At 57.2% G+C, this 17,492-nt stretch carries 11 protein-coding genes and 3 pseudogenes; 5 read left to right on the top strand and 9 right to left on the bottom strand.

Going from position 1 to position 17,492, the window contains the following annotated elements:
• Nucleotides 1-221: 221 nt before the first annotated feature.
• On the top strand, nt 222-2,024 hold the full coding sequence (locus tag AC1M7R_RS13615; protein WP_490610460.1) for an acyl-CoA dehydrogenase: 1,803 nt from the start codon (nt 222-224) through the stop codon (nt 2,022-2,024).
• Nucleotides 2,025-2,142: 118 nt separating this feature from the next.
• On the opposite strand, the gene AC1M7R_RS13610 is transcribed toward AC1M7R_RS13615, so the two are convergent.
• Both AC1M7R_RS13610 and AC1M7R_RS13605 read right to left on the bottom strand, forming a co-directional pair.
• Complete coding sequence (locus AC1M7R_RS13610; RefSeq protein WP_072398565.1) at nt 2,143-2,445, bottom strand: cell division protein ZapA; 303 nt, start codon at nt 2,443-2,445, stop codon at nt 2,143-2,145.
• Nucleotides 2,442-2,672 (bottom strand): hypothetical protein, encoded by a 231-nt coding sequence (locus AC1M7R_RS13605; protein WP_072398566.1) that lies wholly within the window; start codon nt 2,670-2,672, stop codon nt 2,442-2,444. Before AC1M7R_RS13605 ends, AC1M7R_RS13610 begins: the two co-directional genes overlap by 4 nt.
• 192 nt (nt 2,673-2,864) lie before the next feature.
• Here AC1M7R_RS13605 and AC1M7R_RS13600 point away from each other — a divergent pair.
• The 4 genes and pseudogenes from AC1M7R_RS13600 to AC1M7R_RS13585 all read left to right on the top strand — a co-directional run.
• A pseudogene (locus AC1M7R_RS13600) lies at nt 2,865-3,650 on the top strand (MCP four helix bundle domain-containing protein); the annotation flags it as partial.
• Between the two features lie 30 nt (nt 3,651-3,680).
• Nucleotides 3,681-4,553: a methyl-accepting chemotaxis protein gene (locus AC1M7R_RS13595; RefSeq protein WP_371128601.1), complete on the top strand. Its 873-nt coding sequence runs from the start codon at nt 3,681-3,683 to the stop codon at nt 4,551-4,553.
• Nucleotides 4,554-4,814: 261 nt separating this feature from the next.
• Nucleotides 4,815-5,534: pseudogene (locus AC1M7R_RS13590) on the top strand (PAS domain-containing protein); the annotation flags it as partial.
• A gap of 21 nt (nt 5,535-5,555) precedes the next feature.
• The gene (locus AC1M7R_RS13585) at nt 5,556-6,170 is read left to right on the top strand and encodes a methyl-accepting chemotaxis protein (RefSeq protein ID WP_371128600.1); all 615 of its coding nucleotides are present in this window, start codon (nt 5,556-5,558) and stop codon (nt 6,168-6,170) included.
• 242 nt (nt 6,171-6,412) lie between these two features.
• Here the strand turns inward: AC1M7R_RS13585 and AC1M7R_RS13580 are convergent, their stop codons facing one another.
• The 7 genes and pseudogenes from AC1M7R_RS13580 to AC1M7R_RS13550 form a co-directional block, all read right to left on the bottom strand.
• Nucleotides 6,413-6,643: a hypothetical protein gene (locus AC1M7R_RS13580; protein WP_123595731.1), complete on the bottom strand. Its 231-nt coding sequence runs from the start codon at nt 6,641-6,643 to the stop codon at nt 6,413-6,415.
• A 265-nt stretch (nt 6,644-6,908) separates the two neighbouring features.
• A complete protein-coding gene (locus AC1M7R_RS13575; RefSeq protein ID WP_072398569.1) occupies nt 6,909-7,319 on the bottom strand; it encodes a hypothetical protein in 411 nt (136 codons plus the stop codon).
• A gap of 233 nt (nt 7,320-7,552) precedes the next feature.
• The gene (locus tag AC1M7R_RS13570) at nt 7,553-7,891 is read right to left on the bottom strand and encodes a DUF3969 family protein (RefSeq protein WP_072398570.1); all 339 of its coding nucleotides are present in this window, start codon (nt 7,889-7,891) and stop codon (nt 7,553-7,555) included.
• A 333-nt stretch (nt 7,892-8,224) separates the two neighbouring features.
• Nucleotides 8,225-8,500, bottom strand: coding sequence for a hypothetical protein (locus AC1M7R_RS13565; RefSeq protein WP_072398572.1), 276 nt, complete (start codon nt 8,498-8,500; stop codon nt 8,225-8,227).
• Between the two features lie 316 nt (nt 8,501-8,816).
• A pseudogene (locus AC1M7R_RS13560) lies at nt 8,817-9,448 on the bottom strand (hypothetical protein).
• Nucleotides 9,449-9,674: 226 nt separating this feature from the next.
• Nucleotides 9,675-10,136 carry a hypothetical protein gene (locus AC1M7R_RS13555; protein ID WP_143007951.1) on the bottom strand — a complete coding sequence of 154 codons (462 nt, stop codon included), beginning with the start codon at nt 10,134-10,136 and terminating at the stop codon, nt 9,675-9,677.
• Complete coding sequence (locus AC1M7R_RS13550) at nt 10,093-17,490, bottom strand: two-partner secretion domain-containing protein (protein ID WP_490610459.1); 7,398 nt, start codon at nt 17,488-17,490, stop codon at nt 10,093-10,095. Before AC1M7R_RS13550 ends, AC1M7R_RS13555 begins: the two co-directional genes overlap by 44 nt.
• Between the last annotated feature and the right edge of the window lie 2 nt (nt 17,491-17,492).

The following is a 17,492-nucleotide window of genomic DNA, read 5'->3' as shown; positions in this document are numbered from 1 at the left end:
AGTTCACCGCCCCAGTGGGAGCGAGCTTGCTCGCGATAGCGACCTGACAGCCAACTTCTTTGTTGTGTGTGAAATCGCTATCGCGAGCAAGCTCGCTCCCACATTTTTTACGCGTCAGATCACCCCCTGCGTTCTGCCACTCCATCACCCAAATCAATCTTGCTGTTCACCCTCCTGCCTCACACCTAGACTCGGCCCATCCCAAAACAAGGTAGGCCGCCATGTCCGAGACGTTGCTCAGTTCCCGCAATCTGGCTTTCGAGCTGTACGAAGTCCTTGATGCCGAGGGGCTGACCCAGCGCGAACGGTTTGCCGAACACAACCGCGAAACCTTCGACGCAGCCATCGGCACAGCCCGCAGCATTGCCGAGAAATATTTCGCGCCGCACAACCGCAAGAATGACGAGAACGAACCGCGCTATGAGAACGGCCAGGCAATCCTGATTCCCGAGGTGAAACCGGCGGTGGACGCTTTCCTCGAAGCCGGTTTCCTCAATGCCGCGCGCAGTTTCGAGGCTGGCGGCATGCAGTTGCCGACGCTGCTGTCCCAAGCCTGCTTCGCCCACTTCCAGTCGGCCAACGCCGCATCGACGTCCTATCCGTTCCTGACCATGGGCGCGGCGAACCTGATCGAAAGCTTCGGCGACGAAGCCCAGAAGCGACGCTTCCTGCAGCCGATGATCGATGGTCGCTTCTTCGGCACCATGGCCCTCACCGAACCCCACGCCGGCTCTTCGCTGTCGGATATCCGTACCCGTGCGGAACCGGCACCCGACGGCACCTACCGGCTCAAGGGCAACAAGATCTTCATTTCCGGCGGCGATCACCCGCTGGCGGAAAACATCGTGCACATGGTCCTGGCGAAGCTGCCGGACGCGCCACCCGGGGTCAAGGGGATCTCGTTGTTCATCGTGCCCAAGTTCCTGGTCAACGACGACGGCAGCCTTGGCAAGCGCAACGATGTGCTGCTGGCCGGGCTGTTCCACAAGATGGGTTGGCGCGGCACCACTTCCACGGCACTGAACTTTGGCGACAACGACGAATGCATCGCTTACCTGGTGGGCAAACCGCACCACGGCCTGAGCTATATGTTCCAGATGATGAATGAGGCCCGGATCGGCGTCGGCATGGGCGCGGTGATGCTGGGTTACGCCGGCTACCTGTATTCCCTGGAATATGCCCGCGAACGTCCGCAAGGCCGGGTGCCCGACAGCAAGGACCCGACCACCGCTCCCGTGGCGATCATCCAGCACGCCGACGTGCGTCGCATGCTGCTGACGCAAAAGGCCTACGTCGAAGGTTCGTTCGACCTGGGCCTGTACGCGGCCCGGCTGTTCGATGACACCACCACACTCGACAGCGAAGCCGAACGCCGACGAGCCCATGAATTGCTGGACTTGCTGACCCCGATCGTCAAATCCTGGCCATCGGAGTTCTGCCTGAAGGCCAATGAACTGGCGATCCAGATTCTGGGGGGACACGGCTACACCCGGGAGTATCCGGTGGAGCAGTATTATCGCGACAACCGCCTGAACCCGATCCACGAGGGCACCCATGGCATCCAGTCCCTGGACCTGCTGGGCCGCAAGCTGGCACAGAACGGCGGCGCCGGACTCAAGCAGTTGATCCGCCTGGTGGCCGATACCACCGAGCGCGCCCAGGCGTATGAGTCATTGAATGCGCTTCGTCAACCGCTGGAAGCTCTGGTAGCACGCCTGCAGACAGTCACACTGGGGCTGCTTACGGACATGGCCCAGGGCAAGGTCAACAGCAGCCTCGCCAACTCGGCTCTTTACCTCAAGGTATTCGGTCACATGGTGATCGGCTGGCGCTGGCTGGAACAGGCCATTCGCGCCGAGCAAGGCCTGCTCGCAGGCAACCCGGCGGACGTGGCTTTCTACAAAGGCAAGCTACAAGCGGCGCGCTACTTCCTTACCTGGGAAGTACCAGGATGCCAGCACGAGCTGACACTGCTCGAGGCGCGGGACGATACGTGCCTGACGATGCGGGATGAGTGGTTCTGAGAAGAGATCTGCAGCGCGCTCGGAGACCGATCGCCCAGCAGGCTCACTCCTGCACTTGATCCTCGGTGAACACAGTCACCGTGGAGCGAGCCTGCTGCTTCTCAAGCCAGTCGCAGGTTCAGGCCTGCTGAATCGTCTTGGCGATCACATCGACCGTGGCGCTGACCTGCTCCTGGTAACGGTCGAGCTCGGCGCGATGCTGCTTCTGCATTTCGATCTGCTGCGAACACAGGTTCATGGCCGCCAGCACCAGCAGGCGATCACCGATCAGCGTCGGGTATTTTCGCTTCGTGTCGGCCAGGGCGGCCTTGAGCATCGCCGCGGCGTCCAGCAGCGCCTGTTCCTGTCCGGTCGGGGCCTTGATTGAATAGTCTTCTCCCAGGATCGAGATGACTGTCACCCCATCGGCACCCTGCCTCATGCGCCGACGGGACCTGCGCTGGCGCGCTCGATGAGCGCCTGGATGCGGGCCGCAGTGGCCCCGTGCAGTTCTTCCTGTTCCATCAGGCTCAATTGCAGGCTCTCGTTTTCATCCTTGGCCCTGGCAAGTTCCGCACTCAGGGTTTCGTTCAGGCCGGCGAGGTGGCGGTTCTGTTGCACCAGGTCGTTGACCAGTTGCTCCAGTTGGCTGAGGGATGTTTCCAACATATTGATTTCCAGGCTTTTCCAGGGGGCGCGTACGATAAAGAAAAGTCACCGCCGACGCCACGATTTACGGGCGGCGGTGCTTCGCTCGCGAGTGGTAAAGACTGTGAATGAGCAGTCCGGTTCCTACCCTTCGTCGCCTGGCCAGGGTAGTGCTGCGACAAAAGGGCCCATCCCACTCAAGACTTCAGTCGCATGTCCGATAAGGCAATTAACACCAGCCACAGCCCGCACGGGCGCGCCTTCTCGGTACATTCCATGTCTCTACGTAATATGAACATCGCGCCGCGGGCGTTCCTGGGCTTTGCCCTGATCGGCGCCCTGATGCTGGCCCTCGGGGTATTCGCCCTGACCCAGATGAGCAAGATCCGCGCATCCAGCGAAAACATCGCCCAGAACAGCGTACCCAGCATCCAGGCCTTGAATGAATTCACCCAGCTCACCTTGCGCCTGCGGGTATTGTCCTATCGCCTGCTGACCAACCGCGAACCGGATATCCAGCAGAAAACCTTCGAGCTGTTCGAGCAACGCAACCAGCAGATTCGCGATGCCCGGAGTGCTTACGAAAAACTCATCAGCGCTACCGAAGAACGAGCGGCCTATGACCAGTACGTGCAACTGCTGGGGCAATACCGCCAACTCGAAGAGCGGATGAAAACCCTGTCGCGCAACAATCAGGTCGATGAGTTGCGGGCACTGCTCAACACTGAACTGCAGAACAACTCCGAAGCCATCAACGCAGTACTCGGCCGCCTGCTGGAAATCAACAACCAGCAAGCCGATGATTTCAATCAGGGCGCGGCGCAACAGTACTCGACAGCGTTCAACTGGGTCGTCACCCTGCTGGTGGTTGCCACCGGCCTGACCCTGCTGTTCGCCTGGCTGCTGACCAACAGCATCACCCGGCCGATCGCCAACGCCCTGGATGCCGCCGAAGAAATCGCCAAGGGCAACCTGACCCGGCCGATCGTGGTCGATGGCAGCGACGAAGCCGGTCGCCTGCTGCGGGCGATGTCCACCATGCAGGAAAAACTGCGCGATACCCTGCAGCGGATTTCCGGCTCGGCCACGCAATTGGCCTCCGCCGCCGAAGAACTCAACAGCGTTACCGACGAAAGCGCCCGTGGCCTGACCCAGCAGAACGACGAGATCGAACAGGCCGCCACTGCCGTCAATGAAATGACCAGCGCCGTGGAAGAAGTGGCGCGCAACGCGGTCAGCACTTCCGAAGCCTCGAAAAATGCCACCACCTCCGCCGGCGACGGCCGGGACCTGGTGCAGGAGACTGTCGGCGCCATCGAGCGCATGAGCGCCGACGTGCAGAGCACCGCCACGCTGATCGGCAACCTGGCCGATGAATCCCGCGACATCGGCAAGGTCCTGGACGTGATCCGTGGCCTGGCCGACCAGACCAACCTGCTGGCGCTCAACGCGGCCATCGAGGCGGCCCGTGCCGGCGAGGCCGGTCGCGGTTTCGCGGTGGTGGCGGACGAAGTACGTGCCCTGGCCCATCGCACCCAGCAGTCGACCAGCGAGATCGAACGCATGATCGGCAGCATCCAGAACGGCACCGAACAGGCCGTGGACTCCATGCGCAACAGCACCGAGCGCGCCGAGTCCACACTCAACATCGCGCGTGGCGCCGGCATGTCCCTGGACACCATCAACGCGGCCATCCTGGAGATCAACGAGCGTAACCTGGTGATCGCCAGCGCCGCCGAAGAACAGGCCCAGGTGGCACGTGAAGTGGACCGCAACCTGGTGAACATCCGCGATCTGTCGGTGCAATCGGCCACCGGCGCCAATCAGACCAGCGCCGCCAGCGCCGAGTTGTCTCGCCTGGCCGTGGACCTGAACAGCATGGTGGGGCGCTTCAGCCTCTGACTCTTCGAGCACTCCCGCATCCCGGACGGGAGTGCTCGCCTTGCTCCGCCCCTGCCACCGGCTCGCGGAGCATTGCTGGCACTACCTCGCGACAACACCTGCAAGCATTAACCCTTCTTTTTGTGGACCTTTAGAACCGGATCATTGGACAAGGCGCCTTTTGGCGCCGAAACATGATTAGGCCATCCCCTTCAGTTCCGCTGTCAGCGAGTCGATACCGAGACATGGTCCAGTCATTTCTGGGTTCGTCGAGGGTACGTCATGTTTAACAAAATTCTAAAAAGTGAACTGACGGCTAGGACAGCCGAATTAACGACATACAAAGGACTGGTGGGTGCCTTGGAACGGTCGATGGCCGTGGTCGAGTTCAGTCCCGACGGCAAGGTGCTTCGCGCAAACGAAAACTTCCTCAATACCATGGGTTACCGTGCGGAGCAGTTGGCCAGTCTGTCGCATCGGGACTTCTGCACCCCGGCGCTGGCGGGCAGCGCTGAGTACCGCGAATTCTGGAATCAGTTGCGCGCCGGTCAATTCGTTTCCGGGACCTTCCAGCGCCGTAGCGGGCGTGGCCAGAACGTATGGCTGGAAGCCAGCTACAACCCCGTGGTGGATGAGCACAACCGCGTGGTGAAAGTGGTGAAGTACGCCCTTGATGTCACTGCCAAGGTCGCGAACGAGGCGGAAATCCGCGGCAAGTTGGCGGCACTTGATCGTGCCATGGCGGTGATCGAATTTGACCTCAGCGGCCACATCCTCACCGCGAACGACAACTTCCTGAGGGTCATGAACTACAACTTGACCGAACTCCAGGGCAAACATCACCGGATGTTCTGTGAGCCAAACCTGGTAAGCAGTTCGGAATATAGTGATTTCTGGCGGCGCCTGAACGCCGGGGAATTCTTCAGCGGTCAATACAAGCGTCTCGGCAAGCACGGCAAGGTCGTCTGGCTGGAGGCCAGCTACAACCCGGTCTACGACGCCGAGGGCAAGTTGTGCAAGATCGTGAAGTTCGCAAGCGACATCACCGAACGAGTCGAGAAGTTCGAGGAAGACTCTCGCGGAGCCTCCCGCGCCTACCACATCTCCGCCGAGACCGAACGAGTGGCCGAACAGGGTGCCGAGGTTATCCACCAGACAGCCAAGGAAATGCGTCAGATCGCCGACAACATCGGCGCCTCCGCGCGCCTGGTCGGGCAACTGGGATCGCGCTCCGAGGAAATCACCGCCATCGTCAACACCATCCGCGGCATCGCCGACCAGACCAACCTGTTGGCCCTCAATGCCGCCATCGAGGCCGCGCGAGCGGGAGACCAGGGTCGAGGCTTCGCAGTGGTGGCCGACGAGGTCCGCCAGCTGGCAGGGCGTACAAGCCGCTCGACAGCGGAGATCGCCGAGATGATCGGCATGATCCTCTCCGAAACCCGCGAAGCCGTCGCAAGCATGAACGTCACCCACGAAGGCGCCCTGCGCGGCGTGACCCTGGCGGACCAGGCCGGATCGGTCATCGTACAGATCCGCACCGGGACGACAGACGCACTCGAAGCCGTGAGCATGTTTGCATCCAAGCTCGACGAGTCCGAGGTCATTCCGAAAACGGCAGTTGGCTGGGTTGGCTGAGAGGGTTCAGGGGGAGCTCGTGTCCTTTGTCATAACGCCCAACGGATGGGATCTCCGTTGGGACAACAGACCGCGCTTATGAAGAATGGGGACTGAAGAATCGAAGAATGCAGAAGAATGCAGAAGAATGTGGACACCCATTAGCCGGCCTCAAATCAAGGCTAAAAGCCAACCCATCCCTGCAAAATAAATCTGTCCCGTTTTTTGTGGCTTACATAGCGTCACAGTAAATTTCGCCTTATCTACATAGTTTTTATCTCTGAAATCAGAGCCAAAAACTCAGCTTCAGTCAACTCAAATTCCTCACCCTCTTCCATTGCAATCAGCGTGAGGAGCACTCGATCCATGGGCGCAGTTATTTCTAAGCCATGATTTTGATATATTTCAAATGCGGCTTTCGAAATCCTAAAAATCTCGAAACCATCAACCAATGTTTTTTCTAAATCCGTTGCAAGATCGGCTTGTGAGTACATTATTTCCAGTTCTTCAAAAAAGAAAAAAGGGGGACAGATTTATTTACCAGCACAAAAAATAAATCCGCCCCCTTTTCACACTGCCGATATAAATCCGCAAGCCAAATAAAATAGATTCGGCTATTGCGGCAAAAACGCACATTCCGGCAATCCAACGACAATATCGTAAAAACATTTAATACCCCTTCACAAGTACGAGAAAACAGGGCAGATCGATTAACGAACCAGTAAAAAATTAGTTACCCCCTTACTCCCCCTTCCAACCCTATCGCATCCCACTAAAAGGATCCCCAACCGAAGATCCAAATTCAGCAATGGCGGACTTTACTTCAGCACTTACTTCATCAGACAGACTTTTACTTGCCTGAGAACATATAAATGCGAACAACCCCTCCAGACCTAAATACGCAACCACAGAGACAATTACCTGAGCAGCCTCCAAATTACGCCCATCCCAAAGATTTTTAAGCGAACCTTCTATCCTCCCTCTCAACTTATCACAGAGTAACGAGTACGTATGCCACTGTCGCTCACTGAGCTCTGACAGAGCAGCTAAAAACACATAACCACTGCACTCTGAATTCTCAAAGCAGCCCACAACCTCAACAAACTCCAAATACAGCTCAGCTTCAGTCATACCATCTGGCAGAGCAGAATAATAAGAGATATCTTTCATCTAAAATCCATCGGGATATGTGTAATATTCGACGCCTTTTTATAAAGCACCCCATCCTGACCTAACAACTTCCCACCTATTTTTATTTGCGCAGTCCATCCGGAGCCCGAGTTAGATCCAAAGAAAAAAGGGGACAGATTTATTTACCAGCACAACAAATAAATCTTTCCCCTTTTCACCATATAGCGGCACGAAAAATTAATCCGCCCCTTCCCCATCTTCTTTTTTTGCTACTATCTTATCTCCAAAAAATTCATATCCGTTACTCGAGCCGTTGAATTCTCTAAGAAAACCATGAATTTATCCGACATGTTTTGTAAGCTACTATTAAATTTTGACGGCACCAAATTGAGCACATCCTCCAACTCACAGCAATCCATTATCAGCTCACTAAGCTCCAGAGAAATTCCTTTTTCTCTCAACGCTTTTGAGGTCCTTGGTGAAAACAGAAGCCGTTCAGCTTCGCCCAAAGACATCGCACCATTTCGCACAGAAGTCAACAGACCTATCGCCAAAGTACAGACAAATCTAGCAGACTCTTCAGCCTCAAACACTTCAAACACCAAGGACATACTTTTTCACTTAATTATTGCTCCAACCTGGTTTCGTTTTCACATTAAAAACCTTCCCACTTTCGCTCTGAAAATAATGCACTGACAAAAAAAGGGACAGATTTATTACCAGCACAAAAAATAAATCCGCCCCCTTTTCATCTAAACAAGTCAATAGTTCTTCCGGACTGCAGCGCAGGCGGCAGCTGTTGCGGCGTTGTGAATTTCATATCATATGTTTTATCGGTGACGGAGTTGCATTGGTAGTAAATGGTTATATTCTCTCCATTAGGTAGCCGGCGACTTACTTCCATTTTCCTCCCCCCTCACTCCGCGGAAAGTTTCACTATATAATCAATATTCCAGCGGATCCCACAGCACCCGTATCACGTAGGCCTTGGCGTCCTCTTCGCTTTCAAAATCCAAAACTTCGTATTCATCGTTCACAAGGATATCTCGCCAAGATAAGGTCTCTTCATTAAAAGCCTCCAACAACTCCCGCCTAATCTCGCTTCTTTTACCACTCGACGCCATGCTTCTGACATATATACTTATTGCCACATCTTCTGAAAAACAAAAATCAGAAGAAAAAACCGTTCTAAGCATATGTCTAATATTTTCGTACCTCATCACACCTACCTATCGCAATGGAGCGGGAACAAGGTAATTTTTCACAGATCTTCTTATCTAAAAAAGTAAAAAAGGGGACAGTAAAAAAGGGGACAGATTTATTTACCAGCATGACAAATAAATCTGTCCCCTTTTCGTTCATTGATGCTGAAGAATTTGCCGTCTACGATCCATTGGGGCTGTGTCCTTGGTTCGCTGGTGTGTGTTCGCAACTATCACCGTAGACCAAGACCAGCCCCTCTTAATTTTTCGCTTTCAGTTCAATCGCTTAGCCGCTAAGGAAGTGCCATTCAAATCTGCCCCCTTTTCGTCCACCTTACGTTCCTGGCCTATAATCATCAATCGACTTATTTTTATCTTTCAATAAAGATGCAATGAAATCTGAATTAAAATCTGTCAGAAATTCAATAGCGTCATAGACTTTCCAGCGATGCACCTCGGGCTTATCGATTATAGCAATAAGATGATTTTCAATAAGAGGCACATATTCCGTGTAATTCTCACGCCTCACAAAATCAAAAATCTTGGCTATTTCGAAGATTTACTACTTGCTAAAGCAATGATTTTTGAAAGGATAGAATATATCTGAGCCCTAGCAACTTCGATATCCCCACGATCAGCCACGTTGGAAAAATACCGAGTAACAGCCAAGAGTATCTGGTAATAAGTATCGTCGTACCCATATACCCGATGAGAATAAATCCCCTCGATTTGCTCTGGCTTTTCCATACTTGCTTCCAAAGCAATCAAGCCTTCATGGATGCCCAAACTAGTCAGTAATTTTGCGGCAAAAAATCTCTCCTCATCATTACTAGCATTACGAAGCAGATCTAGCACAGCACTAATTCTTTCCTGCGGGATATCCTCCGGATCCAAGTCCCCTGCGCTCACGGCATAATCTGCATGCCCTGGAACGCTATTCAACAACTCGTACTTTTCAGGCCCCATAAAACACCTTTATTTCTTTACTCTATAATGTAGACCGCCGGCACACAACCCTTGATCAAACATTCACCATCGCGTTTGGCATCCCCCAAATCTCTATGGGCGTTAATCACCGAGTCGCTGTTACTGAAGCAAAAAAATAAAAAAAGGGGACAAAAAATAAGGACAGATTTATTTACCAGCATGACAAATAAATTTGCCTCTTTTTTCGCCACCTTTTCTAACCGCTTCAAACAACCACTACATCACCGGAATCCAAGTAAATTGTATAAGCCTCATAACCACTGTCGTTATCCGGTTCAACAACAATACTGTCGCCTGAGTTAAATAGTATCTGCAGCGCTGCTGCCTCAACCTCTCTAACCGACAGGACATCCTGTAGCAAAAAATCCAATAACGGCGCACTTGTGGATGAATCAGAAAACCGTCTTTGCCCTAACACGCCATTTACTTCATATTTCAAACCACCTTCCACACAAAAAGAGACTCTATATGGAGAGATGCCAGCAGAAATCTGGGGGCGTGAAAATTCCAATTTCGTCATTCGCACACCAAAACATACCATCTCCAGATAACAGCCGGATAGCAGTGAAAAGTCAAAATCAGCCGGTAATGAGTACATACGCCACCTTGATTGATAAATAGCTTCAACGACGAATCGGCGGCAAAGAGTCAGGAAGAAGAGGAACATGTGTATCCCCCTGACCTTTCCCCGGTTTGCCTGTTGCGGGGTTCATTGGTTGCTTGCCGGAGTTCTGCCAGCGCCAATATCCATTCTCATATCCCGGGACAGGTGATGAGCCAGGCGGCATAACTCGGATGTGCTCTCCTTTTGCCGGATCAGTTCCAGGTGGGTAGTAGATTTCCCCACCATTTTTCCCTGGCCGACTGATCCATCCGAATGGAATTACAGGAGCCTGCGGGGGATTTGATATCTGCTCTAGAGTTTGTGGTGTCTTCGCCCCACCTTTCGCACTATTATCCCCAACAACCCCAACCTTAACCCCGGTTGTACCACCCTTCCCCCCAGCCGTCGACGCGAACAATCCCCGATCCGGACTCAATCCATCCGACGCAAGCTCGGCCAGTAATGCAGCGCCATCGCCTTTTTCGGTACGCGTATTCTCGATAATGCCGGTATTGATGGCCCGCTCGTTACTCCGCGTGATTTCCCAAAGTGCTACCGAGCGATTCAGCCCTGAGCTTCTGCCGTCATGCAGCAATTTTTCATTGGCCGAAATCTCATCCGCCAGCTGCTTCGTAATCTGCGCACAGCCCGCCGGATTCTGCAGGCAGTACTGTCCAAACTCCCGGTTTCGGGCTGTGTCGAGGTTGTTGTAAAAATCACGGATGGATTGGCAATCAGCTGGTGATGTGCAGCTGTTGAGCTTTTGTTCTCTCTCCACCAATTCCGCATGGAACAGATAGTTGAACGCGGTCGCTTTCTCGGCAATCTTCGAACCTGTATCGAGATCGCCGTTGACCGCGGCCGCAGCCAGTAGCCCCGTTAGTTGCGAGAGCATCAGTTGCAGATGTTCGTTTTTATCCGCCACCTTGACCATGCTGGGAATCAGCGCTTCGTTCAAACCGGCGGCGACTGCCCCCGTTTTGAAATCACTGCCTGTCAGTTCAGCCAGCAGGCCACCCATGATCGCGTGGGCCACAATTTTCTGAGGGCCGCCATCCGGGAACTTGATGGTATCGCCCACCCAGTTGAAACCGGTCGCCATCGCCACATTGCCGGCCTCTCCCAGCAGGGCAGCATTGAAGTTGCTGCCGAAGCTGCCGCCTCCAATCGCTGTGGAAATGCTACTGGAGATGAGCGCTTTCCCAGTTGTGCGGACTGCCGTGTCAGTCGCGTTACTCCAACGGAAGATATCCTTGGATGAATTACGCGCGCTTGATGCTGAACTTGCCGAACCCGTCGAACCCGCCGACGGCTCGACGCCTTGAGTTGCAGTATTGGCGCTGTCGGCACTGGTAAACCATTCTTTGTCCGCGTATTCGAACGCATAGGCGGTAAAACCGGCAATCGCCGCACTCTTCAAGCTATCGGCGCTCACTGTTTCCTTTAGCGCACGACCCAGGTTGCCTTTGTTCTCAATAGTACTGGTGACTGCGGTGGTACTCAGGCTGGTGGCTACCGCAAGGTTGGTGCCTGACAGTCCGAAGCCGGCCGGGCCCATGATGAACGACATCAAAATCGCGATGGCGATTTTGGCTCCGGCACCCAGACCGGAGTTTTCATACTTGAAGCTGTCGTGGATTTCCTTCACCTGACGCCAGTCGATGTCGCCACGCGCCTCGGCCTGTTTCATCCAGGCCAGGCCCGGTTCAGCCTTCACCATCGCGTCGATGGTCTGGCTGACACTCTGTTTATCGACTTGCTTGACGTCGATACGCAGGCCGTCAACGGCCTTGATGACCAACTGTCCTTGGGCGACAAGCTCGCTCTGGCGCAAGGTTTCATCGGTGCGTCCCTCGCCTTTCATCTTGTACCAGGCCAGGTCACCTTTGCTCTTGGTGTGGCTTTCGTCGTGGTAGTCCTTGACCCCCTCGAAGATGATTCGCCCACCACTGTCTAGGGTCAGGTCATTGCCACTTTGCAGCTTCGCCACCTGGTAGGTCTGATCCCCACCGCTGATCAGTTTCAGGTTGCCCCCGGCCTTGATCTCGCTGCCGATATGAGTGATCTGAGTCACCTCATCCCGCCTTGCGGCGTTACTGCCCCATCCCCCCTTCTTCTTCATGTCATACAGCGAATAATCCCGATTCTGCTCAGCCAGCAGACTTATCTGCTTAACGGCAACCAGGTAAGCCTCGTCACCCGCCGTAATCCTGCTCGCCACCACCGACAGGTTGTTGCGCGCAGCAATCGCTACATCCCCGCCCGCATTGAGGGTGGTCGCCTGCTGCTGGACGTGATCCTCTTCCTTGTTGATCTTCTTGCCACTGCGCTTGTAGCGGTATTCGCTGGCGTCTTCGTTCGCTGCCGAGATCAGGGAAACGTCGGTGCCGGTCAGGTTGATATCGCCTTTGGCTTCGAGGTGGCTGGCGACGACGGTCAGGTTTTTGCCGGCTGTGGCATTCAGGTCGCCGCCGGCCTTGATTTCACTGGCATGCTGGACGGTCTGACTCTGTTCCCAGAAGTGGCGCTTGTCCTTGCGCATCGAGCCGTTTTCTTCCCGGGCGGCGGAAATGACGATGTCTTCCCCCGCGCGCAGGTCAATGTCGTTGCCTGCGGTGATGGCGCCGCCCACGTTCAGCAGGTCGTCCGCCGCCCGCGCGGTGAGGTTGTTGCCGGCCTCGATGCGTGCGGCATTGTCGACCACCGAGGTTTTCGAGCTGAAACCCTGGCCGCTGTTTTCAATGATGCTGACGGTGCGGTCGTTGCGGATATCGCCGGTCAAGGTCGACAGCTCGACATCCTGGCCCTTGAGAATCCCGCCCTGGATGTTGACGAGGTCTTTGCCGGCAACCAGCTTGAGCCGCTCGCCGGCTTCGGCCAGGCGCGTGTTGACCAGGTTGTTCCCAGCCGCCGCCGAGAGGTTTTCGCTGGCGTGCAGCGTTCCGGCGTTCTTGAGGTCGGTGCCGGCAATCAGCGTGATGTCCTTGCCCTGGATCAGCGCGCCATCGGCCATCAACCGGCGGTTGGCCTGGGCCAGGTAGAGCACCGGCACCAGCACATGCTCGCCATTGATCACCTGGTCTTCCATCCAGACGATGTCATGGGTCAGCGCGGCGACCTGCTGCGACGTGAGGGTCACGCCAACGGCCAGGTTCAGTTGTTCCTTGCTGGCGATGGCGTTGTTCATCAGGTACTTGAACACGCCTTCATCGCTGGTCTGTCCGGCGATGAATCGCTGTCCGGTGCGGGCAAGCACCGCCTGCTGGACCAGGCGCTGCTCGTACAGGCCATCGCCCAGGCGCTTCCAGCTGGTGTCGGGGTCGTAACCCAGGTTGCCCAGCAAGTAGTCCGAACTCAGGAACTGCCTGAGGTCGGTCAGCGCAGGGTTGGTTTCGATCAGGTACTTGGGCCCGACAATGACCCGGCTCGCATCCGAGCCCTGGACGGTGGCCCGGCTCTGGTCACGGCTGCCTTGCGCCGCAGCCGCGCTGTCGACGATGCGGAACAGGCCATTCTCCCCCGTTGGCAAGCTGAACCCGGGCATGCCGGTCGGGTTGACCTGTTGTTGCGCAAGGTCGGGCGGTAACTGCGGGTTGAGCACCACCACCGCAGGCTGCGTGGAGGTGGCGACGTCCGTCGCCGCTGTTCTGGCCGTCCCCGCCAATGGCGCCTGGAACTGCACGATGCTGCTGTTTTCCAGTTTCTGGGTGGCCTGGATGTCGATATTGCCCCCCGATTGAACGACCGCCGGCGCCATCGGCGCACCCGGTGTCACGGTGGTGATGTCAGCCATCTGGCGGAAGCTGTTGAGTGCATCGACCGGGACTTCCTTGGGGTTGGCCTGGGCGTTGTAGGGAACGATGAAGCGCGAACGGAAACGCTCGTCGGTTCCGTCGGTCACCCTGCCGGTGTTCCAGGTCCGCGTCCTGACGCTGGAGCCGGCAGCGGCGCCGACATTGGCAAAGTTGTTCGCCTTGATCAGCAGGTCGGCGCCCGAGGCCATGACGCTGTGGTGGTTGGCTACCGCAAGGCCGTCGATGGTCAGCTTGCCGCCGCTCATCAAGGTGGCGCTGGCCGAGTCCTGGAGCACCACGCTCTGGTAGGTTTCATTGGCGATGTAGTCGACGTTGTGGTGGTCGCCGCTGCAGTCGTAGCATTTGACGCTGATGGAACCCGACACCAGTTGATCGGTGGTGGTAAAGACGTCCTTGCGGTTGATCAGGACATTGCTGCGCAGCGACATGTCCTTTGCCGATTCCAGGGTGCCGGAGATGTTCTCGAGCTGTTCGCTGCGGGCCACACCGTCCCGCGCCGCGACATTCAGCGCCCCCAGGCTGTAGACATCGGCGAAATGGTTGGTGAACCGATCGAAACGCAGCCCCATGTCCGCGCCGCTGAAGATCAGGCCATGATCGTTGCGCGCCTCGTCGGCGGTCAGTTCGACCGCCCGGGCGCCGCCCAGCGTGCCCGTGTTGGTCAAGCGGGCGGCGGTCAGGGAGAACGTGTCGCCGCTGGTGATCCGCCCGGCATTGTTCAGTGCGCCGAGGCTGCCGATGGTGGTAGCACCACCTCCAGCCAGGCGCGAGCCGCTCGAAACATCGATGCTTGCCGCACTCAAGTCGAACCGACCGAGGCTGCTGGCCCGACTGCTGCCCGTGCCGACATAGGCACCGGTCAGCCTCAGATCGAGGGCTTCATCGCTGCCAATGACGCCTGCGTTGTTCCAGTTGCCACCCGTGGCGAGCAGGCTTTTGACGGCGAGCAGGCTACCGCGGTCGGATTGATTGAGCTGGCCGACCTTCAGGTCGAGGACATCGGCCTGGATAGCCGAGCTGTTATCCCAGCGGGCCGCGTCGACGGTCAAGGTACCCGATGTCGTCAGGCTGCCGCCGACGTTACTGAACCTGGCGATGTCCACGTCCAGGGTGCCGCTGCCCACATGGCGAACGCTGCCATCAGTGTTCAGGAAACCGGTCATCTGCAAGGACAGGTCGTGGCTGGCCGCCTCGATGAGGCCGTTCTGGTTGTCCAGCAGTTGGCCAACCTCCAGGGTCGCCGCTCCCCGCTGGCCCACCGAACGCAACTTGCCGCGCTGATTGTCGATCGATGCAGCCCGGATCGCCAGGCCATTGCTGCCCTCTACCAGGCCGCCCTGGTTGATGAGTGCTGCCCCAAGTCCGAAATCGATGGTGTCCGCCGCTACGCGTCCGTTGCTGTTATCCAGATCATGGGCACGGACCGCCAGCCCCTGCCTGGCAAGCAAGGCACCGTTGCGATTGTGCAATGCGCCAGTGCCGATTTCAGCCGCCCCGGACAGGGCCGACACCTGTCCGCCGTTGTTGAGCACCGCCTGCGTTGCGCCGAGGTCGATGGACTGGGCCTGGATCAATCCGGCGTCACCGCCGGCGGTGAGCGATTGACTGTTGTCCAGTACCTTGTCGAGAGCGGTTTTCAACCAGCCATTGACCGTTGCCAGCACGCCGCCACGATTGTCGAGGCTGCTCGCCTCGATATCGACGTTACCGGCCTGGGCGATGGCGCTGCCGTCCCGATTGAGAAGGTCCCCCACGATATCAACCTTCAGGTCATCCTGGCTGAGCAGGCTGCCGTTGGTGTTATCGACCTCTCCCCCAGCGATGGTCAGGCCTTGTTCGGTACTGATAATCGCCTTGCCAGTGTTGAGCAGGTGTTGGTGGGCAGTCAGGGCCATGGCCTTGACCGAGGCGATATAGCCGTCGTCGCTGTTATCGATGCGGTTTGCTGTCAGTGTCAGTTTCCCCTGGCTGACCAGCTTGCCGCCCTGCTGCTTGAAACTGTCCAGCGTGGCGACCGTATCCGCCTGGCTGGTGATTTGGCCGCCGCTATTGTCAACGTCACCTGCGCCAACGGTCAGGGCGGCGTCCGAAGCGATCTTGCCGCGGCTGTTATCGAGGGTTTTCGCCTCGATCTTCAGCCAGTCCTTGGCGCTGACAACGCCTTCACTGTTTTTCAACGTCCCGACGACCAGGGCCTGCTCGCCACCGCTGGCGAGGGTGCCCTTGCCGCGGTTGTCCAGCGTCCCGAGGACTGTCGCGTTCAATGTGCCCTGGCTGACCAGCGTGCCGGCGCGGTTGTCGAGGGCCTTGCTGTAGACGGTCAGGGTTTTCGTCGCAGACAAGGTACCGCCGCGATTGTCCAGGGTCTGGGTGGTCGTGGCTTTCAAGTCGCGACTGGCAATCACGGCTTGCCCGCGGTTATCGAGGGCAGCCGCCGCAAGGACGACATCGCCGAGCTGGTTGCGAGTGCTGTCGGCATTGACCCCCGCCTCGATGATGCCAAGGTTGCTGAGTTGGCCGGCGGTCGTCAGCGTGACGCTGTCACGCGCGGCCATGGCGCGTCGGTTGTCAATGCCGCCTCGGGTCGTGGCCTGGAGGCGGCTGCCGGCATAGATCGTTTCCCGAGCGTCCAGGCTCTGCGCCTTGAGGTCGACAGCCCCGGCCGCGCTGGTCTGCGCCAGGCTCAAATGCCCATTGGCATCGAGCTGGATATCCCCCCCACTGGCAATCAGCTTGCCGTCCAGTTTCACCCCGACCCCGGCCTCGGTGCCCACCAGCTTGATCGCCCCGGCATACATACCGCCCAAGGCCGAGGAGTCGATGGCCAGTTGCGGTTTGTCGCTGCCGTCATCGGCCCGTGCAGTGGCGTTGAGGGTGGCGGCATCGACGTCATTGCGCCCGGTGACGATGGTCAGGTTTTTCGCCTGGATCTCGGCGTTGATCCTGGCGCTGCGGGTGATGATTTCGAAGCGGTCGACGTTGTTCGCATTCAGGCCCGCGCCTTCGATGGCGACGCTGCCCTGGTCCACCTGGTAGCGGCTCAACTGGCCATTCTCGACGACCGGCTTGCCGGTGGTCAGGGTCGCCCGTGGGGTATTGATGAAGCCGCAGCCGTTGCAGGTGATGCCATAGGGGTTGGCGACGATGACATGGGCCGATTTCCCCGCCACTTCGGTGTAGCCGCGCAACTGGCTGGGATTGCCGCCGTTGACTTCGTTGAGAATGACCTTGGCCGCCGTGCCGTTGAGGTTCGGGTTGCCGAGGATGATCCCGCCCAGTTGCGTGGACTGGGTGCGGTTGGTGGCGTTGTTGAGGATCACGCCGTTGCTGCCGACGTTGTAGTCCTTGAACTGGTTGTGGGACAGGCCGCTGCCATTGGGCTTGGCGATGTTGACGATGGGCACGCCGTTGCCCGCCTGGCCGAGGCTGGTGCCCGGACGACTGACCACGATGCCATCGGCCTGGGCCCACAGCGGTTGCCAGAACATGACGTTGGCCAACAGGAACGCCAGGCCGCGCTTGGGCATGCCCCAGAACAGGTTGCGGTTTTGCAGGGCAGCAGAAGGCTGGCGGGCCAGGAAGGCGTATTGGCGGTCGTCCATGA

The sequence above is a fragment of the Pseudomonas sp. MS01C9 genome (assembly GCF_058202755.1).
This window is presented reverse-complemented; position numbering and strand designations above follow the sequence as displayed.

Excerpts from the sequence above, each read along its gene's own strand:
- AC1M7R_RS13580 (WP_123595731.1), bottom strand. The coding sequence starts at position 6,643 with ATGTACTCACAAGCCGATCTTGCAACGGATTTAGAAAAAACATTGGTT.
- AC1M7R_RS13575 (WP_072398569.1), bottom strand. The coding sequence starts at position 7,319 with ATGAAAGATATCTCTTATTATTCTGCTCTGCCAGATGGTATGACTGAA.
- AC1M7R_RS13615 (WP_490610460.1), top strand. The coding sequence starts at position 222 with ATGTCCGAGACGTTGCTCAGTTCCCGCAATCTGGCTTTCGAGCTGTAC.
- AC1M7R_RS13610 (WP_072398565.1), bottom strand. The coding sequence starts at position 2,445 with ATGAGGCAGGGTGCCGATGGGGTGACAGTCATCTCGATCCTGGGAGAA.
- AC1M7R_RS13555 (WP_143007951.1), bottom strand. The coding sequence starts at position 10,136 with ATGTTCCTCTTCTTCCTGACTCTTTGCCGCCGATTCGTCGTTGAAGCT.
- AC1M7R_RS13565 (WP_072398572.1), bottom strand. The coding sequence starts at position 8,500 with ATGAGGTACGAAAATATTAGACATATGCTTAGAACGGTTTTTTCTTCT.
- AC1M7R_RS13595 (WP_371128601.1), top strand. The coding sequence starts at position 3,681 with ATGTCCACCATGCAGGAAAAACTGCGCGATACCCTGCAGCGGATTTCC.
- AC1M7R_RS13570 (WP_072398570.1), bottom strand. The coding sequence starts at position 7,891 with ATGTCCTTGGTGTTTGAAGTGTTTGAGGCTGAAGAGTCTGCTAGATTT.
- AC1M7R_RS13550 (WP_490610459.1), bottom strand. The coding sequence starts at position 17,490 with ATGGACGACCGCCAATACGCCTTCCTGGCCCGCCAGCCTTCTGCTGCC.
- AC1M7R_RS13605 (WP_072398566.1), bottom strand. The coding sequence starts at position 2,672 with ATGTTGGAAACATCCCTCAGCCAACTGGAGCAACTGGTCAACGACCTG.